General features: G+C 68.2%; 24 protein-coding genes. 13 read left to right on the top strand and 11 right to left on the bottom strand.

The annotated features are described in order from the left end of the window. Window positions 1-36: 36 nt before the first annotated feature. Window positions 37-795 carry a DUF3313 domain-containing protein gene (locus OUA97_RS03840; RefSeq protein ID WP_267230491.1) on the top strand — a complete coding sequence of 253 codons (759 nt, stop codon included), beginning with the start codon at window positions 37-39 and terminating at the stop codon, window positions 793-795. On the opposite strand, the gene OUA97_RS03845 is transcribed toward OUA97_RS03840, so the two are convergent. Both OUA97_RS03845 and OUA97_RS03850 read right to left on the bottom strand, forming a co-directional pair. Continuing rightward, window positions 792-1,271: a CinA family protein gene (locus OUA97_RS03845; RefSeq protein ID WP_267230492.1), complete on the bottom strand. Its 480-nt coding sequence runs from the start codon at window positions 1,269-1,271 to the stop codon at window positions 792-794. The two genes, OUA97_RS03840 and OUA97_RS03845, sit on opposite strands and share 4 nt — an antisense overlap. 4 nt (window positions 1,272-1,275) lie before the next feature. After that, entirely contained in the window at window positions 1,276-2,253 is a 978-nt protein-coding gene (locus tag OUA97_RS03850; protein WP_267230493.1) for an amidohydrolase family protein, read from the bottom strand. A 97-nt stretch (window positions 2,254-2,350) separates the two neighbouring features. Here OUA97_RS03850 and OUA97_RS03855 point away from each other — a divergent pair, with 97 nt between their 5' ends. The 6 genes from OUA97_RS03855 to OUA97_RS03880 all read left to right on the top strand — a co-directional run bounded on the left by OUA97_RS03855 (window position 2,351) and on the right by OUA97_RS03880 (window position 6,464). Further along, a complete protein-coding gene (locus tag OUA97_RS03855) occupies window positions 2,351-3,583 on the top strand; it encodes a serine hydrolase domain-containing protein (protein WP_267230494.1) in 1,233 nt (410 codons plus the stop codon). A 141-nt stretch (window positions 3,584-3,724) separates the two neighbouring features. Then, window positions 3,725-3,958 (top strand): BolA family protein, encoded by a 234-nt coding sequence (locus OUA97_RS03860; RefSeq protein WP_267230495.1) that lies wholly within the window; start codon window positions 3,725-3,727, stop codon window positions 3,956-3,958. 88 nt (window positions 3,959-4,046) lie between these two features. Further along, window positions 4,047-4,877: an aldo/keto reductase gene (locus tag OUA97_RS03865; protein ID WP_267230496.1), complete on the top strand. Its 831-nt coding sequence runs from the start codon at window positions 4,047-4,049 to the stop codon at window positions 4,875-4,877. 74 nt (window positions 4,878-4,951) lie between these two features. Beyond that, on the top strand, window positions 4,952-5,296 hold the full coding sequence (gene grxD / locus OUA97_RS03870; RefSeq protein WP_267230497.1) for a Grx4 family monothiol glutaredoxin: 345 nt from the start codon (window positions 4,952-4,954) through the stop codon (window positions 5,294-5,296). Further along, complete coding sequence (locus OUA97_RS03875) at window positions 5,293-5,712, top strand: acyl-CoA thioesterase (protein ID WP_267230498.1); 420 nt, start codon at window positions 5,293-5,295, stop codon at window positions 5,710-5,712. The genes grxD and OUA97_RS03875 overlap by 4 nt, the downstream gene beginning before the upstream one ends. A gap of 23 nt (window positions 5,713-5,735) precedes the next feature. Continuing rightward, window positions 5,736-6,464: an N-acyl homoserine lactonase family protein gene (locus OUA97_RS03880; RefSeq protein WP_267230499.1), complete on the top strand. Its 729-nt coding sequence runs from the start codon at window positions 5,736-5,738 to the stop codon at window positions 6,462-6,464. On the opposite strand, the gene OUA97_RS03885 is transcribed toward OUA97_RS03880, so the two are convergent. The 5 genes from OUA97_RS03885 to OUA97_RS03905 form a co-directional block, all read right to left on the bottom strand. Then, window positions 6,461-6,835, bottom strand: a complete 375-nt coding sequence (locus tag OUA97_RS03885; protein ID WP_267230500.1) for a hypothetical protein — start codon at window positions 6,833-6,835, stop codon at window positions 6,461-6,463. The two genes, OUA97_RS03880 and OUA97_RS03885, sit on opposite strands and share 4 nt — an antisense overlap. Window positions 6,836-6,923: 88 nt before the next feature. Beyond that, a complete protein-coding gene (rpsD, locus tag OUA97_RS03890) occupies window positions 6,924-7,541 on the bottom strand; it encodes a 30S ribosomal protein S4 (protein ID WP_267230501.1) in 618 nt (205 codons plus the stop codon). 168 nt (window positions 7,542-7,709) lie between these two features. Then, window positions 7,710-8,054 carry a hypothetical protein gene (locus OUA97_RS03895; protein ID WP_267230502.1) on the bottom strand — a complete coding sequence of 115 codons (345 nt, stop codon included), beginning with the start codon at window positions 8,052-8,054 and terminating at the stop codon, window positions 7,710-7,712. Between the two features lie 68 nt (window positions 8,055-8,122). Beyond that, entirely contained in the window at window positions 8,123-9,196 is a 1,074-nt protein-coding gene (locus OUA97_RS03900; RefSeq protein ID WP_267230503.1) for an NAD(P)H-dependent flavin oxidoreductase, read from the bottom strand. Then, window positions 9,196-9,972: an RNA methyltransferase gene (locus OUA97_RS03905; RefSeq protein WP_267230504.1), complete on the bottom strand. Its 777-nt coding sequence runs from the start codon at window positions 9,970-9,972 to the stop codon at window positions 9,196-9,198. The genes OUA97_RS03900 and OUA97_RS03905 overlap by 1 nt, the downstream gene beginning before the upstream one ends. 172 nt (window positions 9,973-10,144) lie before the next feature. On the opposite strand from OUA97_RS03905, the gene OUA97_RS03910 reads away from it, so the two are divergent. The 3 genes from OUA97_RS03910 (at window position 10,145) to OUA97_RS03920 (ending at window position 12,424) form a co-directional block, all read left to right on the top strand. Further along, window positions 10,145-11,368: an NADP-dependent isocitrate dehydrogenase gene (locus tag OUA97_RS03910; RefSeq protein ID WP_267230505.1), complete on the top strand. Its 1,224-nt coding sequence runs from the start codon at window positions 10,145-10,147 to the stop codon at window positions 11,366-11,368. 55 nt (window positions 11,369-11,423) lie between these two features. Then, window positions 11,424-11,933, top strand: a complete 510-nt coding sequence (locus tag OUA97_RS03915; RefSeq protein ID WP_267230506.1) for a DUF2939 domain-containing protein — start codon at window positions 11,424-11,426, stop codon at window positions 11,931-11,933. A gap of 113 nt (window positions 11,934-12,046) precedes the next feature. Then, window positions 12,047-12,424 carry a VOC family protein gene (locus OUA97_RS03920; protein ID WP_267230507.1) on the top strand — a complete coding sequence of 126 codons (378 nt, stop codon included), beginning with the start codon at window positions 12,047-12,049 and terminating at the stop codon, window positions 12,422-12,424. Between the two features lie 79 nt (window positions 12,425-12,503). On the opposite strand, the gene OUA97_RS03925 is transcribed toward OUA97_RS03920, so the two are convergent. The 4 genes from OUA97_RS03925 to OUA97_RS03940 form a co-directional block, all read right to left on the bottom strand. Then, entirely contained in the window at window positions 12,504-13,145 is a 642-nt protein-coding gene (locus OUA97_RS03925; protein ID WP_267230508.1) for a PEPxxWA-CTERM sorting domain-containing protein, read from the bottom strand. Between the two features lie 224 nt (window positions 13,146-13,369). Then, complete coding sequence (gene alaS, locus OUA97_RS03930; protein ID WP_267230509.1) at window positions 13,370-16,009, bottom strand: alanine--tRNA ligase; 2,640 nt, start codon at window positions 16,007-16,009, stop codon at window positions 13,370-13,372. 250 nt (window positions 16,010-16,259) lie between these two features. Then, window positions 16,260-17,330 (bottom strand): recombinase RecA, encoded by a 1,071-nt coding sequence (gene recA, locus OUA97_RS03935; protein ID WP_267230510.1) that lies wholly within the window; start codon window positions 17,328-17,330, stop codon window positions 16,260-16,262. Between the two features lie 164 nt (window positions 17,331-17,494). Further along, window positions 17,495-19,987, bottom strand: a complete 2,493-nt coding sequence (locus tag OUA97_RS03940; RefSeq protein ID WP_267230511.1) for a TonB-dependent receptor domain-containing protein — start codon at window positions 19,985-19,987, stop codon at window positions 17,495-17,497. Window positions 19,988-20,235: 248 nt separating this feature from the next. Between OUA97_RS03940 and OUA97_RS03945 the strand changes: the two genes are divergently transcribed. The 3 genes from OUA97_RS03945 (at window position 20,236) to OUA97_RS03955 (ending at window position 23,351) form a co-directional block, all read left to right on the top strand. Next, window positions 20,236-20,799: an RNA polymerase sigma factor gene (locus tag OUA97_RS03945; protein WP_267230512.1), complete on the top strand. Its 564-nt coding sequence runs from the start codon at window positions 20,236-20,238 to the stop codon at window positions 20,797-20,799. Next, window positions 20,762-21,790, top strand: a complete 1,029-nt coding sequence (locus tag OUA97_RS03950) for a FecR family protein (RefSeq protein ID WP_267230513.1) — start codon at window positions 20,762-20,764, stop codon at window positions 21,788-21,790. The genes OUA97_RS03945 and OUA97_RS03950 overlap by 38 nt, the downstream gene beginning before the upstream one ends. A gap of 70 nt (window positions 21,791-21,860) precedes the next feature. Beyond that, window positions 21,861-23,351, top strand: coding sequence for an amidohydrolase (locus tag OUA97_RS03955; protein WP_267230514.1), 1,491 nt, complete (start codon window positions 21,861-21,863; stop codon window positions 23,349-23,351). Window positions 23,352-23,485 lie beyond the last annotated feature (134 nt).

Below are 23,485 nucleotides of genomic sequence, written 5' to 3' on the forward strand. Positions count from 1 at the left end.
ATGCATCCAGGGGGCGCGCTCGCACGTAGGTAGGGCATGAGCCGCCTCCTCGCCCTCGTTCCGCTCCTCCTGCTGACCGCCTGCGCCAGCGCCCCGACCCGCTCGGGATTCCTCTCGACCTATGACGGCCTGACGCCGCGGTCCGATACGGTCCGCGCCAAGGTCGAACAACGCCGCGACGAAGCGATCCTGGCCGATGTCCGCCGGGTGGCGATCGAACCCACTGTCCTGGTCGGCCCCGGGGGCTGGCTCACCCCGGGCGAGCGCGTGCTGCTGCAACGTGAGCTCGACGCGCAACTCTGCTTCGAGCTCTCCGAACGCTTCGAGATCGATCCCTCGGCGCCCAACAGGGTTCGCGTGGCGATCACCCGCGTCGATCCGACCGGACGCGCCGCCTCGGTCGCCTCGGCCGCGGCAGGGTTCTTCATTCCCGGACCGTTGGGACTGCGCGCGCCGGGAACGCTTGGGTCGCTGTCGGCGGAGGCGGAGATGCTGCAAGGCGAGCGGCAGGTCGTCGCCGTCAGCTGGAGCCGCACCGCCACCGCCATCGGTACGGACGATCCATCGCTGAGCCGCGTGGGCGACGCGCTGCAGTTCGCCGAACCATTCGCCGACGCGGTCGCCGCAGCCATGACGCCGCAGGGCCTCAAGTCCCGCCCGATCCCCAAGCCGGACCCGTGCGCTGAGTTCGGCGGCCGCTTCCGTCCCGAAGGCTGGGCGGCCAAGTTCGCGACGGGGCTCTATGTGCCGCAGATGAGCGGAGCCAAGGCCGAGGCAGCCGACGACGGCCGCTAGGCGCTGGCCTTGGCCAGCAGCTCCAGGGCCGCGGCCGCAAACGCTTCCATGTTCGCGGCGCGATCGCTTGAGCCGGTCTCGATGGTGGCCACGAACTCGACTGGCCCGGACACCGCCACGCAGGTGTGGCCCGCCGCGTCGCCATAAGGGTTGCCGGTCGGCCCGGCCGCGCCGGTCTCCGAAACGCCCCAGGTCGCGCCGAACCGCTCGCGCACGGTCCGGGCCAGCAGCAGGGCGTAGGGCTCGCTGGCCGAGCGCATGCCCTCCAGCGCCTCCTTCGGGATCTCCATCAGCATCACCCGCGCCTTGGGCGTGTAGACCACCCCGCCGCCCAGATAGTAGGCCGACGCGCCCGGGACACTGAGCAGCGCGGCGCTGATCAATCCGCCGGACGAGCTTTCGGCGACGGCGACCTTCTCCTTGCGCGCCTTCAGCTGCTCGCCGATCTGGGCGGCCTGAGCCATCAGAGCCTGCATTCGATTATTCCTCATCCAGTCGATAGGTGGTCCGCGCCACGTCGCGGAACAGCAGCGCCTTCTCGTCGGCGCTGGCGCCCGACGCCAGCCGCTTCAGCGCGTTCCACAAGGTCGCATAGTCGCAACTGACCCGGTCGACCGGAAAGTTGCTCTCGAACATCGCCCGCCGCGGCCCGAACAGCTCGATGCAGGTCTCGATATAGGGGCGCCAGGCGTCGGCCAGCTCGGCCGATGAAGGCAGGTTCGGGCGCTTGTGGAACTCGAAGCCGCAGATCGCCATGCCCAGCCCGCCCAGCTTGACCACGACGTTCCGGTGGGCGGCGACCTGCGCCATGTCGCGCTTCCAGCGGGCGAATTCCTCGTCCCGGCGGCCGGCATAGGGCCCGATGCCCAGCACCCCGCCGACGTGGTCCAGCACGATCGTCGTCTCCGGGAAGGCGCCGGCGAGGTCGGCCACCTCCGGCAGCTGCGGATGGAATTGCCAAGCCTCGAACGACAGGCCGTTGGGGGCCAGTTGGGCGAAGCCGCGCCGAAAATCCTCGTGCCCGTACAGCCCCTGCGGCGGGTTGGTATGGCCGTTGCGCACCTCGTCGCTGGGATCCCAGGCGCCGGTGTGCCTGATCCCGCGGAACCGGCCGCCGCCTGCGCGGATGTGGCCCGCCAGCGCCTCTCCGACATTCTCATGCGTCAGGTCTGCGAAGCCGACGATACCGGCGCAGGCCCGCACCGGGCCGTAGCGCCCGCTGGCCGACATCGCCGCGACGCCGTTGACGAACTCGGTTTCGCCCACCGGCGACATCAGCCGGCTGGTATCGGCGCTGTACATCGCCCCGCACTCGACGAAGACCGTGCTCTCGACGCGGTGACCCGATCCGAGGTCGGCCAGCAACTCGTCTAGGAGGTAGCGGCCGTTGGGGAAGTCCCAGAGGTGGTGGTGCGGATCACAGATCGGCAGGTCCGGTTCGATGATCTCCTCGGTCACGCCCTCTCCCCCGCTCGTTTTTCTTGGCTTCCGTACGCCGGCACGCTCATGATGCCCGCCAATTAGAACGACCGCCATTTTCTTCGGGAGGATTTTTATGGACGCCCAGTCTCAGTGGACCGGCCTCGACGCCGCGCGCCTGGAGCGCATCACCGACCACCTCGAGCGCAACTACATCGGCCCGCAGAAGATCATGGGCGCCCAGATCGCCGTCGCCCGGCGCGGCCAGGTCGCCTACCGCAAGTCCTTCGGGTCGATGGACCTGGAACGCAGCAAGCCGATGGCCGACGACGCCATCTTCCGCATCTATTCGATGACCAAGCCGATCACCTCGGTCGCGCTGATGATGCTCTATGAAAAGGGCTACTTCCAGCTCAACGACCCGGTCAGCCGCTACGTCCCCTCCTGGAAGGACCACCGCGTCTATGTCTCCGGCGAGGACGAGGCGATGGTCACCGAGCCGGCCCGCCGCCCGATCTCCTTCCGCGACGTACTCTCCCACTCCGCCGGCCTGACCTATGGCGGCGGCCTGCCCGGCGTCGGCATCCAGCACCCAGTCGACAAGCTCTATCGCGCGCTCAAGGTCAAAACCTTCGGCGGCGAGGACACCATGCAGGGCTTCCTCGACAAGCTCGGCCAGGTGCCGCTGGTCTATCATCCGGGCGAGCGCTGGATGTACTCGCTGGCCACCGACGTCTGCGGCGCCCTGGTCGAGGTGATCTCCGGCAAGCCGTTCGGCCAGTACCTGCAGGACGAGATCTTCGGCCCCCTCGGCATGAAGGACACCTCGTTCTCGGTCGCGCCCGAGAAGGCCGACCGCTTCTGCGCCAACTATCAGCGCGGCCCCGACAAGAAGCTGAAGCTGATCGACGACCCGGCGACCAGCGCCTTCGCCCGCCCGGCCGGCTTCGAATCCGGCGGCGGCGGCCTGACCGGCACCACCGACGACTATATGCGCTTCTGCGAGATGCTCCGCCGCGGCGGCGAACTGGACGGCGCGCGTATCCTGGGGCCTCGCACGCTGGAGATGATGCACATGAACCACCTGGCCGGCGGCCAGGACCTGTCGACCATCGCCCTGGGCAGCTTCTCGGAGACCGCCAACGACGGCGTCGGCTTCGGTCTGGGCTTCGCCTCCACCAAGGGCCAGGTCGAGACCGGCTCGCTCGGCGCCGGCGACTACTACTGGGGCGGCGCGGCCTCGACCATCTTCTGGGTCGACCCGAAGGAGGAGCTGTCGGTGGTGTTCATGACCCAGCTGATGCCGTCGGGGACCTTCAACTTCCGCGGCCAGCTCAAGAGCCTGATCTATTCGGCGATCGTCGACTGACGCCGAGGGGGCGTCGATGCACCTGCTGGTCGACATCGACGTCCCCGACCTGGCCCCTGCGGGCCGTGCGAACCCATATGCCAATCCAGCGGTTGTTAAGCTTTATATCGCACTAAAGATTCGCCGAGTGGAGTTCCCCCGATGCCCATGTCCATCGCTGACCTGGAAGCCAGCCTGAGAGAGGCGTTTCCGGACGCCGAGATCGCCATCGACGATCTGGCCGGCGACGGCGACCACTATCGCGCGCGCATCGTGTCGCCAGCCTTTGCAGGCCTGTCGCGGGTGAAGCAGCACCAGCTCGTCTACTCGGCCCTGAAAGGCAAGGTCGGCGGCGAACTGCACGCCCTGGCCCTCGAAACATCGGTCCCGGCCTAGGAGGAACCGCCCCTTGCGCTACCGTCCATTCGGCGCATCGGGGAAGGCGGTTTCCGCCGTCAGTCTGCTTTTGCGCGACGCGCCGAACATGGGCTCGCCCGCCGCCTGGCGCGGCCTGGTCATTTCGGCGATGGAAAGCGGGGTGAACAGCTTCGAGGCGACGGCCGGTTCCGACGTCCTGGCGCTGGGCCTCGGCGAGGCGCTCAGCGCCGTCGAGCGCCGGCTGATCTTCCTGGGCTGGCGCCTGCGGGGCAATCCCGCCGGCGCGGTGACCGCCCGGGACATCGCAGACAATGTCCGCGCCGCGCTCCAACGCACCCGCGCGGGCTATCTCGACCTGTTGATGCTGGACGAGACCGCGGCCGAGACCATGACCCCGGACGCGATCACCTACCTGAACGACCTGCGCAACGCGGGCGTCTGCCTGCAGATCGGCGTGGTCGGCGAGGGTCCGGTGATCGACAAGTGCATCGCCAACGACGCTTTCGACGTCCTGGCCACCAGCTTCAGCCTGATCTCAGACTGGCAGACCCGCCGCCGGATCCGCGATGCTTCGGCCGCCAACATGACGCTGATCGGCTGCGATCCCTTCCCCACCGGCCTTCAGTCCGGCCCCTCGGCGCGCGGCGAGATCGAGCGCCCGATGCGCCGCGGGCTGCTCGGCGGACGCCGGCCAGCGCCGAACCCGGTCTCCAGCATCTACGGCTTCCTCAACGACACGCCGGGCTGGTCCTCCGAGGAGCTCTGCCTGGCCTTCGCCCTGACCGAGCCGGCCTTCGCGACCATTCAGTTGGAAGCCGGGCGCGCCGACATGATCGAACGCATGGCCGCGGTCACCGACAAGGACATGCCGACCGGCGTCGCCGCCCAGATCGAAATGGCGCGGTTCGGCCAGATCGCCGCAGAGCGCCGAGCCTGACGACGCGGCCGCTTGACCCCGGCGCTCCGGCTCCCTAGCTCTGGGACGAATTCTTCGCCTCAAAGGCTCAAGTCATGACCGACTCCACGACCGCCAATCCCGTCCACGACTTCATCGCCAAGGCGGTGGCCGACCATCCGGTGGTGCTGTTCATGAAGGGCGTGCCCGAAGAGCCGCGCTGCGGCTTTTCCTCGGTGGTGGTGCAGATCCTCGATCACCTGGGCGCCGACTTCGTGGGCGTCGACGTCCTGCAGAGCGAGCACCTGCGCGAAGGCATCAAGACCTTCACCGACTGGCCGACCATTCCGCAGCTCTATGTGAAGGGCGAGTTCGTGGGCGGCGCCGACATTATCCGCGAGATGTTCCAGTCCGGCGAACTGAAGACCCTGCTGGTCGAACAGGGCGTCCTGGCGGCGTGAGCCGCCTGCTCGAACCGCCGCCCGGCCGCCAGGTCTTCACGCTGCAGTTCACGCCGGCGGCGTCGGACATCGACGCCAACGGCCACGTCAACAACGTGGTCTATGTGCGCTGGATCCAGGACATGGCGACGTCGCACTGGGAGTCGCGCCAGCCGGCCGACGATCAAGCCCGCTGGGCCTGGATCGTGCTGCGCCACGAGATCGACTATCGCCGCGCGCTGATGCCCGGAGAAACGGCGACCGGCCGCACCTGGGTGGCGGCGACCGCCGAGGGGCCGCGCTTCGACCGCTTCGTGCGGATCGACGGGCCCGACGGCGCCATGTGCGCGCAGGCGCGCACCGAATGGTGCATGATCGACGCGGCCTCGGGACGCCCAAAGCGCGTCACCCCCGACATCGTGGAACGCTTCATCTGAAACACGGCCGGGAGGGACCTGCCTTGCGTCGGACGACCGAGATCCTCCCCCTTCGCTGCGGCACCCTCCGCGCCCCGGGCAAGATGCTGGAACGCGGCGCCCAGGGCGACTTCACCCTGCCCGTCTACGCCTTCCTGATTATCCACGCTTCGGGCCGGGCCGCCGTCTTCGACGCGGGCCTGGCGCCCAGCGATCATGGCCAGGTGTCGTTCGAGGCCTTCCACAACGAACTGCCCGCCGGCCACGACGTCGCCGCGCGGGTCGCCGCCGCCGGGATAGAGCCTGGCCGCATCGAGGCGCTGGTGCTCTCGCACACCCACTACGACCACGTCGGCGGCGCACCTCTGCTGCCCAACGCCCGGGTGCTCGTCCACCGCCGCGAGGAGTTGCGCACGCTGGATGCGGCCCACGACATGCTGCTGGTCGACGAAACCCACGACGTCTTTGGCGACGGTTCGGTGCAGGTCTTCGCCACGCCGGGCCACACCTGCGGCCACCAGTCGTTGCGCGTGTTCCGCGAGGGCGGAGCCGACGTGCTGGCCGGCGACGCCTGCTACTTCTGCCGCTCGCTCGACCACGAGGAGGTCGACCAGCCCTTCCCGTTCGACAAGGCCCAGTACGTGGCGACCAAGCGCCGTCTGGCGGCGATGCGCGCGCGGGGCGACTTCGTTGTCCCCGGCCACGACGAGAGGTTCCTTGACCAGATTCCGCCGGGCAGCGCCGTGCGAGCGACCGCGCTCAGTCGCCTCTAGACGCCAGGCCCCGTCCAGGCGGTCACCGGGTTGAGCAGGAACACCGTCGCACGCGGCTCCAGGCCAAGTTCGGCCCAGGTGAAGCGCAGCTCGGTCTTGCCCATGGCGAAGGAGCGGCATTGGTCCAGGCGCTTGCGCGCGAACGACACGGTCGGCGCCATCCCCTTGCGGTCGACATAGAAGACGAAGTCATCCTTGCGGGTGCAACCGTTCGAGGCGACCTGGATCGCCAGGGCGTCGCGCCCGGCGACCGCGGCGTAGAGCGCCTCCAGCTCCGGATGGGTGGCGGCGGAAGGGGCGACCACCGCCGGCGCGGTGGCGCAGCTGCTCAGCAGGCCCAGGCCGGCCAGAAGCACAACGCGACGATTCATCAGCGGACTCGGCCACAGATCGACCAAAAGCAAAAGGCCCCGGATCGCTCCGGGGCCTTCGCAATTTCGATCTGGTCTTCGGCGCCGATTAGGACGCGTAGAATTCGATAACCAGGTTCGGCTCCATCTTCACCGGGTACGGGACCTCGGAGAATTCCGGAACGCGGACGAACTTGGCGGTCATCGCCTTCGGATCGACCTCGATGTAGTCGGGGGTGTCACGCTCGCCCGACTGCAGGGCTTCCAGCACCAGGGCCATGTTGCGCGAACGCTCGCGCACGGTGACCACGTCGCCGACCTTCACGCGGTACGAGGCGATGTTGACGCGCTTGCCGTTCACCTGGACGTGGCCATGGTTCACGAATTGACGGGCCGCGAACACGGTCGGCACGAACTTCGCGCGGTAGACGACGGCGTCCAGACGGGCTTCCAGCAGGCCGATCAGGTTTTCCGAGGTGTTGCCCTTGCGGCGGGCGGCTTCCTCGTAGGTGCGCGAGAACTGCTTCTCGGTCAGGTTGCCGTAGTAGCCCTTCAGCTTTTGCTTGGCGCGCAGCTGCAGGCCGAAATCCGAAACCTTGGACTTGCGGCGCTGGCCGTGCTGGCCGGGGCCGTAGGCGCGCGAGTTGATCGGCGACTTCGGACGACCCCAGATGTTTTCGCCCATCCGGCGGTCGATTTTGTACTTGGCGCTATGGCGCTTCGACATACTCGTCTCTTTCTGTTCGACCCAGGCCGGCGTCCCCGCAAGTGGGAACGCGATCTCAACGGCGGCGTCAGGTCACCCGTCATAGATCGCAGACCGCCAGACATGGTCCGGCGGCGCGAAGGGGCGGTGTATGACGTCCGCAGGCCGAAGAGTCAATCTCGGCAGGGGTTACTTGCAGCGCGCCTTGCCCAGCAGGTCGACGCGGCAACTGGTCTTGTTCCCACGGTCGTCGCTGACCACGGTGTTGCCCAGCACGTCGCGCCGGACGCTGGTGCGGTTGCCGTCGCTGTCCTCGATGATGCGGTTGCCCAGCGCGTCTCGGCGGACCGAGACCTGATTGCCGTACTCATCGACCCAGGTCGCCTTGCCCAGCACGTCCTTGGTGCCGACGACCGAGTTGCCGTAGATGTCGTAGCAGGTGACCCGGCCGACGTCGTCGCGGCACATGACCTGGGCTGCCGCAGGCGTCGCCATCGCGGTCAGGGCGGCGAGGGTCAGGACGAGTTTCTTCACGGCGCACCTCAAGCGTTACCTTGGACCACCCTAGCGCGAAACCGCTGCGCTCGCCAGAATGCTCGCCTTCAGCGCCCGGTACGGACCGCCAGCCGACCTGCGGCCTCCTGCGCCTCGCGCCACCATCGCCGGACCAGTTCGCCTGCGTCGCCGGGCTGGGCCAGACGCACGCCCTGCCCGGCCCACAGCGAGATCATATCCTCGTCGCCGGCCTTGGCGGCGGCGGCCCGCAATGGCTGAGTCAGGCGGTTCTGCACCGGATAGGCCGGCATCTCGTCCTGCACCGCGCGCAGCTCGCGCATGAACCGGTTCTCGACGCCGCGCGCATAGCGGCCGGTGAACGCGCGGGTCAGGCGGGTGGCCTCGTCCCCGGCGGTCTCGATCGCCCGCCTCCAGGGCGCGCTGACGCCGGTCTGGTCGGCGAGCAGGAAGGCGGTCCCCATCTGGACGGCGCTCGCCCCCAGCGCCAGGGCCGCGGCGACGCCGCGCCCGTTCATGATCCCGCCCGCGGCGATCACCGGCAGGTCGACCGCCTCGAGGATCAGCGCGGTCAGCGGCAGCGTGCCGACCAGGCTCGCCTCCGGCTCGGCGAGGAAGTGGCCCCGATGGCCGCCGGCCTCGAAGCCCTGGGCGCAGACGCCGTCGGCGCCGACCGCCGCCCAGGCCCGCGCCTCGGCGACGGTGGTGGCCGTGCCGACGACCAGCGTCCCGGCGCAATGCAGGGCCTCCACCTGACCGGAGGTGAGGATGCCGAAGGTGAACGAGGCGACCGGCGGCGCGGCGCGGGTCAGGGCGGCCAGCTGCGCCTCGAAATCCGGCGCGAAGCTGTTGGGATGCGCGGGAAGCGCCTCGCCGAGTTCGGCGTACCAGGGCGCCAGTCTGGCGAGCGCGGCCTCGACGACGGCGCCCTCCGGCTCGGCCCGCGGCGCCATCAGCAGGTTCACCGCGAACGGCGCGGCGACGGCCGCGCGCAGACGCGCCACTTCCGGCTCGATCTGGTCAGGAGCGAGCGCGCCGCCGGCCAGCGAGCCCATGCCGCCGGCGCGTGAAACCGCCAGCGCCATTTCGGGAGGCGATGCGCCAACCATCGGAGCCTGGAGAATCGGGATCGCCAGACGGTCCAGCAGGTCGCGCAACGCCATCAGCCTTCTCCTTCGGCCTTCCTGCGGGCCAGTTTCTCGAGCGAGCGCCCGCGCCCTTTCGACAACGCCGTGACCACGCCGCGGAAGGTCCGCACCTCCTGGTCGGAGAACCGCGCCCGTCCGAGCGCCGAGCGCAGGTTCTGCATCATCGACGGCTTCTTTTCCGGCGGGTGAAAGAAGCCGGCGGCGTCCAGCTCGCGCTCGAAGTGCTCGTAGAGGCCGAGCATCGCCGCGGCGTCGGCCGGGGGAGGTCCTTCCCGGAAGATCGGCGGCGCCCCCGACTCGACGGTCATGCGCCACTCATAGGCGTTGATCGCGACGGCCTGGGCCAGGTTGAGCGAGCGGAAGCGCGGATCGATCGGCAGGGTGACGACCGCCTGGCAGAGCGCGATGTCGGCGGTCTCCAGCCCGGCGCGCTCGCCGCCGAACAGCAGGCCCGTGGCGCGGCCCTCGGCCACCTCATGCGCCAGATTCGCCGCCGCCTCACGCGGGCCGATGACCGGCAGCTGCAGTTCGCGCGGACGGGCGGTCGTGGCGTAGACCAGATGCAGGTCGGCGATCGCCGCCTCGACGCTGTCATAGACCCGCGCCGCGTTCAGCGGCCATTCGGCGCCCGAGGCCGCGGCCCAGGCGCGCTCCTGCGGCCAGCCATCGCGCGGATTGACCAGGCGCAGGTCGGCCAGGCCGAAATTGGCCATCACGCGGGCGACGGCGCCGATGTTCTGCGCCAGTTGCGGCACGTTGAGGATGATGCAGGGCGGGGCGGCGGATTCCATGCCGCGTTTTGGGATGCGCACGGCGCAGAATGCAAGCGCCGCCTGTCCGATCACGTCCATCCCCGGTCAATACGGGGCGACCCGCTCTTTGCGTCAGGGCCGGGGCCTAGTATACGGCCCTTACCCTATCTACCCTATCCCAGCCGTTACGTCCCCGGAGCGTCCTGCCCTCATGGCCAAGATCAAAGTCGCGAACCCCGTCGTAGACATCGACGGGGACGAGATGACCCGCATCATCTGGAAGTGGATCAAGGACAAGCTGATCTTTCCGCATCTGGACATTGATCTGGACTACTACGACCTGGGGATCGAGCACCGCGACGCCACCGACGACAAGGTCACCGTCGACGCCGCCGAAGCAATCAAGCGCCACGGCGTGGGCGTGAAGTGCGCCACCATCACCCCGGACGAAGCGCGGGTCGAAGAGTTCGGCCTGAAGAAGATGTGGAAGTCGCCGAACGGCACCATCCGCAACATCCTCGGCGGCGTGGTCTTCCGCGAGCCGATCATCTGCAAGAACGTCCCGCGGCTGATCCCGGGCTGGACCCAGCCGATCATCGTCGGCCGCCATGCCTTCGGCGACCAGTACAAGGCCACCGACTTCCGCGTGCCCGGCAAGGGCCGCCTGACCATCAAGTGGGAAGGCGAGAACGGCGACACCATCGAGCATGAAGTGTTCGAGTTCCCGGGCGGCGGCGTCGCCATGGGCATGTACAACCTCGACGACTCGATCCGCGAATTCGCGCACGCCTGCCTGAACTACGGCCTGCAGCGGAAGTACCCGGTCTACCTGTCGACCAAGAACACGATCCTCAAGGCCTATGACGGCCGCTTCAAGGACATCTTCGCCGAGGTCTACGAGGCCGAGTACGCTGCGAAGTTCAAGGAAGCCGGCATCGTCTACGAACACCGCCTGATCGACGACATGGTCGCCTCGGCGCTGAAGTGGTCCGGCGGCTTCGTCTGGGCCTGCAAGAACTACGACGGCGACGTGCAGTCCGACCAGGTCGCCCAGGGCTTCGGCTCGCTGGGCCTGATGACCTCGGTGCTGATCACCCCGGACGGCAAGATCATGGAATCGGAAGCCGCCCACGGCACCGTGACCCGCCACTTCCGCCAGCACCAGCGCGGCGAGTCGACCTCGACCAACTCGATCGCCTCGATCTTCGCCTGGACCCAAGGCCTGAAGCACCGCGCCAAGCTCGACGGCAACGCCGAGCTGACCCACTTCGCCGACACCCTGGAGAAGGTCTGCGTCGACACCGTCGAAGCCGGCTCGATGACCAAGGACCTGGCGCTGCTGGTCGGCGACACGCAAGGCTGGCTGACCACCGAGGGCTTCATCGACAAGGTCGCGGCCAATCTGGAAGCGGCCCTGGCGAAGACTCCCGCCTAGGGCCATGAACGACCGCGCGAGAGAGGACTGGAGCCTCCCCCGCGCGGTCTTCCGCTTGATCGTCGCACTGATCGTGGGAACGGCGCTGGTCTTCGCGACCGCGCCGTTCTTTGCGTTTCGGGCCATGAAGGCCGCCGCCCGCGACGGGGACGGCCACGGGCTGGCCCAGTTGGTCGACTACCCCGCAGTGCGCCAGGGGCTGCGCCCGCAGGTCGCGGCGAAAGTCGTCCCCGCGCCTGCGCCGCCGGACGTGTGGTCCGATCCGATCGGCGCGATGAAGCGGGCCATCGAGCCGATCGTTCCGCCGCCGCAGCTGGAGCCCTATCTCACCGCCCCCGGGCTCTACGCCCTGTCGCGCGGCTACGCGCCGGGTGCGGCGCCGCCCGACGCCCCGGCCCTGAACTTGCCCCAGCTGCGCTACTGGGATCCGAACCGCGCCCGCTTCCTGGTGCTCGCCAAGGGCGTGAAGTCCGCCGACCAGGGGGTGGTCTTCACCTTCGAGCGCCGCGACCTGTTCGCCTGGAAGCTCGTCCAGATCCGGCTGCCGGCCAAAGCGGCCCAGTGAAGCCGAGCATGGGCGGCCTGAGCGCAGCGTAGTCGGTCGCGGCCCGCCAAACGTTCTTGTTATGTTCGCCTCGCGGCGATAGGGTCCCGTCCTGGACAAGGGAGACGGACGAGATGATCGGCTATGTCACGATCGGGGCGCTGAACGTCGAGGACGCGATGCCGTTCTACGACGCTGTGCTGGGCGCCATCGGCTATGAGCGGCAGTTCTTCGACAGCGGATGGGCCGGTTACGGTCTCAAGGGCCAGGAAGCCAACACCTTCATCTGTCCGCCCTTCGACGGCCAGCCGGCCCGCGGCGGCAACGGAATCATGATTGCGTTCCGAGGCCCGAGCAAGGAAGCGGTCGACGCCGCCCACGCCGCCGCCCTGGCCCACGGCGGGACGGACGAAGGCGCGCCAGGCCCGCGCCCGGCGGACTCCACCAACTTCTACGGAGCCTATGTCCGCGACGCGACGGGCAACAAGATCGCTATCTTCGCGCGGCCCTAGATCCAAGGCGCTCGCGGGCCCTGGTAGAAACGAAAAAGGCCGGGGTTTCCCCCGGCCTTTCTGCTGACTGATCGTCGGATCAGGCCGCGACGAGCGTCTCACGACGACGACGGATGGCCACGCCGGCCAGGCCGAAGCCGGTGATCATCATCGCCCAGGTCGCCGGTTCCGGCACCGCCGACGGCAGGTCGATGAGCTTGAAGTTGCCCGACACCACCGCGCCGTATTGCTGGCCCGGGTTGGTCTTCGGGTTCCAGGCGTAGTCGCCCCAGTTGAAGTAGGTGTCGTTCAGCGACACTTCCAGCTTGCCGCCGTTGCCGAAGGTGTAGGTCGCCGGGCCGTCCCACTCGACCTTGCCGCCTTCGCGGAAGAAGCCCCAGACGCCGAAGGTTTCGCCGCCGATCGGGCCGCCGGCCCACGGGCCGGCCGGGGCGGTGAACTGCAGCTGCACGAAGATCGCGCTGCTCGCCAGATCGTCCCAGCCGATGTCCGATTCGTTGGTCCAGATCGAGAACAGGCCGACCGGGGCGCTGGTCACGCCGACTTCCAGCGGCAGGCTGAAGCTGTTGAAGTTACCCGTCTCGACCACCAGGCCCGGATCGGCGTGGTTGGCGTTGACGTTGTTGACGGTGCCGGAGAAGACGGTCGCGGCCTCGGCGGCCGGAACCGCGGCAAAGCTGAGCGCCAGCGCGGCGGCCGCGGCGGGCAGATACTTGAACATGAAACCCATCCTTACGTTAATCCTGCGCCTCGCGAGGCGCCCCTCTGGATGGTGAACTAGAGCTTAATGCAATTTCTGGCAACGCCACTCGCCTCACGCGGGTATGTAAATTTTACAATTCGCCGAGCGGCGTTCGAGATTTTACAGATCGCGGTTAACGGGCGTGCGCCCCAAACGAAAAAGGGGGCGCCCAGCGCCCCCTCCACGTCTCGATCAGCGCCGAATCAGGCGCCGAGCAGGGCCTTGATCGCGGCCAGGCCTTCGCCCGCCTTGGCGCCGTCCGGGGCGCCGCCCTGGGCGAAGTCGGGACGCCCGCCGGCCCCCTGCCCGCCCATCGCCTGCACCGCAGCCTTGGCCAGTTCGACGGCGTTGAACTTGCCGGCCGCCGCCCCGGTGACCGCCACGGTCACCGCCGCCTTGCCATCTGCCGATCCGACCAACGCGATGACGCCGTCCGGCAGCTGCTTCTTGAACTCTTCGGCGATGGGACGCAGGTCCTTGCCGCCGACGCCGTCCATGACGCGGGCGATCACCTGCACGCCGCCGATTTCCTCGGGGCCCGCAGCGGCCCCGCCGCCGCCCCCGCCCATGGCGAGCTGGCGCTTGGCCTCGGCCAGCTCTTTTTCCAGCTTGCGACGCTGGGTTTCGAGCGCCTCGACCCGGGCCGCGACCTCGGCCACCGGGACCTTGAACTGATCGGCCAGCGCCTTGGCGACGCCGGCCTGCTCGGTCAGCCAACGGCGCGCGGCCTCGCCGGTCAGCGCCTCGATCCGGCGCACGCCAGCGGCCACGCCGCTCTCCGACACGATCTTGAACAGGGCGATATCGCCGGTGCGCGCCACATGAGTGCCGCCGCACAGTTCCACAGAGTAGTTCCCATCCCCGGCCAGGGCGCGGCCCAGGGTCAGCACCCGCACCGAGTCGCCGTACTTCTCGCCGAACAGCGCCATGGCGCCGGCCTCGATCGCCTTTTCGGGCGCCATCACCTGCGTCTCGGCCGGCAGGTTCTGGCGGACGATCGCGTTGACCTCGGCCTCGATGCGCTCGATCTCGTCAGCCGTCACCGGGCCGCCGTGGCTGAAGTCGAAGCGGATGCGCTCGCCGTCGACCATCTGGCCCTTCTGCGACACATGCGGGCCGAGCACGTTGCGCAGCGCCGCATGCAGCAGGTGGGTGGCCGAGTGGTTGGCGCGGGTCGCCGTGCGCAGGTCCGGATCGACCGCCAGGCGCGCCTCGGCGCCGGGCTCCAGGTCGCCCTGCAGGATCTCGATCTCGTGGACGAAGAGGTCGCCGGCCTGCTTCTGGGTGTCGAGCACCCGGGCCTTGCCGCCGTCCCACTCGATCTCGCCGACATCGCCGGCCTGACCGCCGCTCTCGGCGTAGAACGGGGTGCGGTCGAACACGGCCAGCACGGTTTCCCCGCTCTTGGCGGATTCGACTTCGGCGCCGCCGGCGACCAGGGCCAGCAGCCTGCCGGTCGCCTCGGTGGTGTCGTAGCCGAGGAACTCGGTCGCGCCGAGCCGCTCGCGGATCGCGAACCATTCGGCGCCCTGGGCCGATTGGCCCGAACCGGTCCAGGCCTCGCGCGCCTGCTCGCGCTGACGCTTCATGGCGTCCTCGAAGCCGGACAGGTCGACGCTGATGCCCTTGTTGCGGACCGCGTCCTGGGTCAGGTCGAGCGGGAAACCGTAGGTGTCGTAGAGCTTGAAGGCGGTCTCGCCTGACAGCATGTCGCCGGCGTTCATGCCGGCCGTGGCCTCGTCCAGCAGCGCCATGCCGCGACCGAGGGTGCGGCGGAACCGCTCCTCCTCCTGGCGCAGGGTCTCGACGATCACCGGCTCGGCGCGGCGCAGCTCAGGGTAGGCCTCGCCCATCTCGGCGACCAGCACCGGCGCCAGGCGGTGCATCAACGGCTCCTCGGCGCCCAGCAGATGCGCGTGGCGCATGGCGCGGCGCATGATGCGGCGCAGGACATAGCCGCGGCCTTCGTTCGACGGCGACACGCCGTCGGCGATCAGGAAGCTGGTCGACCGCAGGTGGTCGGCGATCACGCGGTGCGAGGGCCCGTTGGTCCCGTCGCCGACCAGTTGCTTGGAGGCCGCGATCAGCGTGCGGAACAGGTCGACGTCATAGTTGTCGTGCACGCCCTGCAGCACCGCAGCGATGCGCTCGAGGCCCATGCCGGTGTCGATCTGCGGCTTGGGCAGGTCGATGCGCCGCCCGTCGGCGAACTGCTCGAACTGCATGAAGACGAGGTTCCAGATCTCAACGAACCGGTCGCCGTCTTCGTCCGGGCTGCCGGGAGGACCGCCCGGTATGTGCGCGCCGTGGTCGTAGAAGATCTCCGAGCACGGACCGCAGGGGCCGGTGTCGCCCATCGACCAGAAATTGTCGTTGGTGGCGATGCGGATGATCTTCTCGTCCGGCAGGCCAGCGATCTTCTTCCAGAGCTCAGCCGCCTCGTCGTCGGTATGATAGACGGTGACGCACAGCTTCTCGGCCGGAATCTTGAATTCCTTGGTCAGCAACGTCCAGGCGTGCTCGATCGCGCCGGCCTTGAAGTAGTCGCCGAACGAGAAGTTCCCCAGCATCTCGAAGAAGGTGTGGTGGCGCGCGGTGTAGCCGACATTGTCCAGGTCGTTGTGCTTGCCGCCGGCGCGGACCGACTTCTGAGACGAGGCCGCCCGCGGGCCGGGCGGGGTTTCGGCGCCGGTGAAGTAGTTTTTGAACGGCACCATGCCCGCATTGACGAACAGCAAGGTGGGGTCGTTCTGCGGAACGAGCGGGGCCGACGGAATGATCAGGTGATCATTCTTCTCGAAGTAGCCCAGGAACGCAGCTCTGATTTCGTTGAGGCTCGGCATGGCTCGTCGGACGTTGAAGCGAAAAAATAGATAAGGGCTCGCGCACCGTTGCGCCGCCCCGCGCGCGACCGTTTACGGATTTTGTCGACACCCGCAAAGGAAAAGGACGCTTGAACGGCGTGCGTCCAAGCGTCCTTGCGCATCTTCTGAAGCGGCCGCGCGGGGGCTCAGCCGGCTCGGGCGGGTCGGACGTCGGGTTGGAGGCGTCCGGTTCCGAGCGGCCGTGGCGACCGCTTCGGCGATGCGGATCCTAGTCCTCGGCGTCCTCGTCGCCGGTCGGACCGACCAGCAGCTCTTCCTCGATCACTTCCTTCGCGCCGCGAACCTGACGTTCGATCTGCTGGGCGATGTCCGGATTGTTCTTGAGGAATTCCCGAGCATTGTCGCGGCCTTGGCCGATCCGGGTCGAGTTCCAGGAGAACCACGAACCCGACTTCTCGATGACGCCGGCCTTGACCCCCAGGTCGATGATCTCGCCGAGTTTGGAGATGCCTTCGCCGTACATGATGTCGAACTCGACCTCGCGGAACGGCGGGGCCACCTTGTTCTTCACGACCTTCACGCGGACGTTGTTGCCGAGGATCTCGTCGCGCACCTTCACCGAGCCGGTGCGGCGGATGTCGAGGCGCACCGAGGCGTAGAACTTCAGCGCGTTGCCGCCGGTGGTGGTCTCCGGGCTGCCGTACATCACCCCTATCTTGTGGCGGATCTGGTTGATGAAGATGACCAGGGTCTTGGACTTGGAAATCGACCCGGTCAGCTTGCGCAGCGCCTGGCTCATCAGGCGCGCCTGCAGGCCGGGCAGCTGATCGCCCATCTCGCCTTCGATTTCGGCCCGCGGGGTCAGCGCGGCGACCGAGTCGATGACGATCACGTCGATGGCGCCCGAACGCACCAGGGTGTCGGTGATCTCCAGCGCCTGCTCGCCGGTGTCCGGCTGCGAGACCAGCAGGTCGTCAAGATTGACGCCCAGCTTGTTGGCGTACTGCGGGTCCAGCGCATGCTCGGCGTCCACGAATGCAGCGACGCCGCCGGCCTTCTGCACCTCGGCCACGACGTGCAGGGCCAGGGTGGTCTTGCCCGAGCTTTCCGGACCGTAGATCTCGATGATCCGCCCCTTGGGCAGACCGCCGATGCCGAGCGCCAGATCGAGCCCGAGCGAGCCGGTGGACACCGCCTCGACCTCGATGTGGCTCTTCTCGCCCAGCTTCATCACCGAGCCTTTGCCAAAGGCCCGATCGATTTGCGCAATCGCCGCTTCCAGAGCGCGCTGCTTATCGCCTTCTTCTCGTCCCACGAGCTTCAACGCCGACTGACTCATTCAAGGCGCCCCTTGTTTCATGATTCCAACCCGACAGTCCGTGCCCCAAGAGGCGTCGGCGTCCGTCGGAACAAGGCGTACGCCCTTTGTTCCTGGTTCACAAGATGTTCTTTTCTCGCAAACCTCTACGTTACGTCCGGTTTTGTCACACCCCCCGCGCGGGTTCAGAAATCGTAGCTGGCGGTCAGGCCGAACCGCCGCGGCCGCGGGGCGATGGTCAGCGGCTGGCGGGCGCTGGTGGCGAAACTGGGATCGTCGACGTCGGTCAGATTCTCGACGAAGGCGCCGACCGTCCATCGCGCAGCCCGCAGGAAGGCGCGGCTGTTGAACAACCAGTAGTCGCCTAGCGCGACATCCCCGCCCACCCCGGGTTTGAAGGTGCTGTTCGAACGCCCGACATAGGCGGCGTCCGTCCGCACAAGGAGTTCCAGCCCGCCCCCCAGATCGCGCCGATATTCCAGCCAGCTGTCAGCCGCGATCCGCGGCACGGCCGGGATCCGGTCGCCGGCAGCGCCAAGCCCCACGCCGTCGGCGCTCGCCTGGTCGCTGGTCAGGATCGCATCGGTGAGCGCCAGGTTCGCGCCGCCCCGCCAGGCCGAGGTGAACGCGAAGCTGGCGTCCGCCTCCAGGCCGTTGACCCGCGCCCGGCCCAGATTGGTGATGAACGAGAACGCGCCGTTCGTGCTGTTGGAGGTGTACTGCATGTCCTGCCAGTCGATGCGGTAGAGCGCGGCGTTGACCTGCAGCCGGTTGTTCAGCCAGGCCCCCTTCAGGCCGAGTTCGTAGTTCCAGAGCGAATCGGCGCCGTAGGCCGACAGGTTCGGCGGGAGGCCGGGCACGGTGTTCACGCCCCCGGGCCGGAACCCCTGCGAGGCCTGGGCATAGCCCATCGCCGACGGGCTGAACCGATGACTGGCGAGGAACTTGAGACTCCAGCCGCTTTCCTCGGTCGTGCTGCGGAAATTGGCCTCGGTCGTGTTGGAGATCACGTTGACGATCAACGCCTCGCCTTCGGTGCGCTTGTCGTAGGTGAACCGGCGGGCCCCCAACACGAACGAGGTGTCGCGATCGGCTCCCAGCGTCGCTTCGCCGTAGACCGCGCGCTGGGTCAGCTGGCTGTCGACGATGCGCCGGCCGGTGAAGTCGCCATGCCGCGGCAGGCCGGTGGCTGGATCGCCGACGATCACCTGGCTGTCGATGGTGTCGCTGCGCACCTCGCGGAACACCCCGGCGGTCCAGGCGAAGTACCCCGGCGCATCCGACTGCAGCCGCACCTCCTGGACGTCGGCATAGAGATCAATCGGCTGGTAGAGCAGTCCCGGCGCCCGGCTGTCGACATAGCTGGAATAGGCCGCAAGCTGCGGCGCGGTGCAGACCGCTACGTCCGGAATCTGCAGGTAGCGCTTGCAGCCGTCGAGGCTGAGCCGCTCGCTCTGCAATGTGCCTGTGTAGTCGATCTGGCGCGTGCTCTTCCACGTATAGGACGCCGCATTCGCAGTGAGCCGCATGCCCGAGAAGCGCCAGGAGAGCGCGCCTTCGTACATCGTCATCCGACTGTCGAAGGGCGTCCGCACATGGCCATAGCTGACATGCGGCGGCGCACCCGCCCAGCCGCCGCTGGTGTCGCCCTCGCGGGTCTCCTGATGGGCCGCGGTCAGGTTGATCTGGACGTCGTTTTCGAACTGGAAACCGAGGCCCAGGCGCCCGCCCCAGGTCGCGCTGTCGTTGATTCCCTTCAGTCCCAGGCGGCGGTTCTCGAGATAGGGCGGGTCGCGGCGGTGATAGGCGGCCAGCCGCAGACCGACCTTGTCCTCGACCAGCGGCCGATTGACGACCAGCGTCTCGGCCTCGCCCCAGTAGCCGGCATTGGTCGAGGCTTCGCCTGACAGCGAGGCGCTCGTCTCGTTCAGGTTCGGCCGCCTGAACACCACCTTGAGCGCGCCGCCCATGGCGCTGGAGCCGTAGAGCGTGCCCTGCGGCCCGCGCAGCAATTCCATCCGCTCGACATCGACGAGCAGGAACTCGGGCGAGGAGCCGCCCGGATCGGCCGTGGTGCCGCTGGGGCCCGTCACCGGGATGTCGTCATAGTAGAGGGCGGTGGTCGCCTCGCCTGAGCCGTAGACGCCCCGCAGGCTGAAGCGGTTGCGGCCGGTGCCGGTGCTGGTCTGGGTCAGGCCCGGCATCAGCATGGCGGCCTGGGTGAACGTCGCCGCGCCCGCCCGCGTGAGATCCTCGCCGGAGAAGGCGCGCACCGACATCGGCGTCAGACGATCCAGCGTCGGACGGCGCAGAGCCGTGACCACCAGCCCTTCGACCTCGGCGTCGGGCTCCTCGACCGCCGGCGCAGGCGCCCGTTCGACCAGATAGCGGCCCTGGAACTCGCGCCAGGTGAGGCCCGACCCGCGGAGCAGCGCATTGAGGGCGGCGTCGGGCTCCATACGCCCGAAGACCGCCTTGCTCCGGCGCCCGCCGACCATGGTAGGCGTGAACAAGATGTCGCGGTCGCTCTGCGTGGAGAACATGGTCAGCGCCCGATCGAGCGGCACGCCGGCGGGAATCGCAAATTGCGCCTTGCGGCTAGCGGCCTCGACGGCCGTCGCGGGGAACACGACGCCGGATACGCACGCAACAACGATCCCGAGACGGAGAATACTCAACGGCTACAAGGCTCCGCGCCAACGTCACGGCCTTCCGACAGCCGCGGTTGTAAGGCCAGCCCTCTACGCCAGCCAGTGCGCTCTTTGCCGCTCTCCGCCCCCATGGCGCCGACGACCGCCCCACCGTTGCCCGAAAACCCAGCAGGAGCCCGATCGAACGGGTCCCTTTCCCAAACGTCATTGACCTGGGCGCCCCCATCAACAACCATGACGCCAATAAGACAATTCGGGGTGTTCAGGAAATTTCCATGGCGTGGGCGGAAACGACCGGTGCCAGGGGCGAGCCGGAGGGATTGGCGCACGCGTCAATTCCTTACCAGCAAGCCTTACGCGCTTTCTTTCGGCGTCGCGCCGACGGGCACGAAATCGACGACCTGATTCAGGAAGTTCTCCTGCGGCTGCACAATCGCCGTCAGGGCGGCGAGGTGACTAACCTCTCCAGCTTCATTTTTCAGACTGCGACCAACGTGCTCCTCGATCGCCGCCGCCGCGACACGGTGAGGCGCCGGGGCGCGCACTGCGAGTTGGAAGAAGCCCACCACCCGCTCGACGAGTTGTCCCCCGACCGGATCTTGCAAGCCAAGCAGGAAGCTTCCGTGGCGCTGGACGCCCTCAATCAACTTTCGCCCCGCACCCGCGCGGCTTTCATGCTCGTCCGCTTCGAGGGCTTGAGCTACAAGGCTACCGCAGCGCAACTCGGCATCTCCGTGAGCGCTGTCGAGAAACACGTCACCAAGGCGCTCCGGATCGTCTCGATCCGGCTGCAGGAAATCGATGAACGACAACCAACGACAAATCGGTCCTTCCGGTAGCCCGGACGCCGCGTCGTGGTTTGTGCGTTTGCAGCGCCATCCCGACGACAGGGATGTCCAGAGCGAGTTCGAGACCTGGCTCGCGGCCGATCCGGCCCATCGCGACGACTGGGCCCTGGTCAGCGGCGCGTGGGAACGCATCGGCGACCTCAAGGACGATCCGCAGGTGATGGCCGCGCGCGAAGCGCTTAAGGCCGATCTCGCCGCCGAGCGGCGGCGCCCGCACATGCGGTGGGCGGCCGGCATCGCCGCCACCGTCCTCGCCGCCGGTTCGATGCTCGGCTACGGCTCCTGGCGTCAGACGCAGGACCAGAACGCTGCGCCGGCCGCCGTGGTCGCCGCCGCGCCGCAGGCGCTGGCCGTCTACCGCACCCCGATCGGCGGCCAGCAGGTCGTGACCCTGCAGGACGGCTCGAAGGTCACGCTCAGCACCGACACCGAGGTGCGGCTGACCGACTGGAACAAGCAGCGCAGCCTGACCCTGGTGCGCGGCGAGGCCTATTTCGAAGTCGCCAAGAATCCGGACAAGCCGTTCGTGGTGAGCGCCGAAGGGCGCACGGTGACTGCGCTCGGCACCGCCTTCGACGTCCGTGTCGATCCCGGCGAATGGTCGGTCAGCCTGCTTGAGGGCAAGGTCCGCGTGGCCGGCGCTCATGCCAGCGTCGACATGGAGCCCGGCCAGCACCTGGTTCAGACCGGCTCGGCCCCATGGACGCTCGAGGCGCGCAACCTGGCCGACCTGACGAGCTGGCGCGAAGGCAGCCTGGTGTTCGAAAACCGGCCGCTGGCGTCCATCGTCCAGGAAATGAACCGTTATTCGACCCGCAAGGTGCGCATCGCCGATGCGCGCCTCGCGTCGACGCCGCTGAGCGGACGCTTCAGAACCGGCGACATGGCCGGCTTCGTGGCCACGCTGGAAGCCTACGGCATGGTCAAGGCGGGCCACACCTCTGCGAACCTCATCGACCTCTACCCGCCCGCCGGCGAGTGAGGATTTAGGACGCCGCTGCGTCTTGGAAGGGAGCGGCCGCGCCCTTATGCGCCGCCGTCGTGGAGGACCTATGAAACTGATTTCCAAGGCGCTGGCCACCAGCGCGCTTTGCGCTACGGCCTGGCTCGCCGCCTCGGCCGCCGTCGCCGCCCCGCTGACCGCCGCCGACAAGGGCCAGCTGACCGCGGCTGTCGACGCCTACACCCCGAAGATGAACGACGCGGCTCTGAAGATCTGGAGCTACGCCGAGCTCGGCTACCAGGAAACCAAGAGCAGCGCCCTCCTCCAGGATCAGCTCAAGGCCGCCGGCTTCAAGGTCCAGGCCGGCGTCGCCGGCGAACCGACCGGCTTCGTCGCCAGCTTCAAGAACGGCTCGGGTCCGGTGATCGCGATCCTCGCCGAGTTCGACGCCCTGCCCGGCCTGAGCCAAGCCGCCGTCCCCACCAAGACCCCGATCGCCGGCCAGGACAACGGCCACGGCTGCGGCCACAGCCTGTTCGGCGCGGCCTCGGTCGCCAGCGCCGTGGCGCTGAAGCAGTGGATGGTCGCCAACAAGGTCCAGGGCGAAGTGCGCGTCTACGGCACGCCGGCCGAGGAAGGCGGCTCGGGCAAGGTCTATATGGTCCGCGACGGCCTGTTCAACGACGTCGACATCACCCTGCACTGGCACCCGGGCAACACCAACTCGGCCAACCAGGGCACCTCGATGGCCAACATCAGCGGCAAGTTCCGCTTCTACGGCCAGTCCAGCCACGCCTCGGGCGCCCCGTGGGCCGGCCGCTCGGCCCTCGACGGCGTCGAGATCATGAACGTCGCCAACAACTACCTGCGTGAACACATCCCGGACCGCACGCGGATCCACTACGTGGTCACCAACGGCGGCAAGGCCCCGAACGTCGTCCCCGACTTCGCCGAGGTCTACTACTACGTCCGCAACGCCGACCCGAAGATCGTCGTCGACGTCATGGACCGCGTGAAGACCGCCGCCCAGGGCGCGGCCATGATCACCGGCACCAAGGTCGAGTTCGAGCAGACCGGCGGCGTCTACAACCTGCTGCCCAACGACGTGCTGGGCAAGGTCATGTACCAGTCGCTGTCCGACGTCGGCGGCATCACCTGGACCGCTGAAGAGACCAAGTTCGCCCAGGAGCTCGCCAAGTCCCTGCCGAAGGGCGGCGGCGACCTCAGCTCGGTCGGCAAGATCCAGCCCTACAAGGACGCCGACACCTCGGGCGACGCCGGCGGCGGCTCGACCGACGTGGCGGACGTGTCGTGGGTCACCCCGACCGTGGGCCTCTCGACCGCCACCTTCGTGCCCGGCTCGGCCGGCCACAGCTGGCAGAACGTCGCGGCGGCCGGCATGAGCATCGGCCTCAAGGGCGCGGCCGTCGCGGCCAAGACCCTGTCGCTGACCGGCGCCGAGCTGCTGTCGAACCCGGAGCTGATCGCCCAGGCCAAGGCCGAGCTGAAGCAGCGCCAGGGCTCCGACTTCACCTACAAGTCGATGGTCGGCGACCGCAAGCCGCCGCTCGACTACCGCAAGGCCGGCGGCGCCGAGTAAGCCGCGTGGGGGTCGGCTGCGCCGGCCCCCATCTTTTTCAACGCTCCGGTATCCCCCACCGCGTTGAATTTTGATCCGCAACCGCAGGTGCGGAATCGAACCCCGATTGCGTCTTGTCTACTGAGGCTGGTCCA

The organism is Phenylobacterium sp. 58.2.17 (assembly GCF_026411515.1).
Lineage (GTDB): Bacteria > Pseudomonadota > Alphaproteobacteria > Caulobacterales > Caulobacteraceae > Phenylobacterium.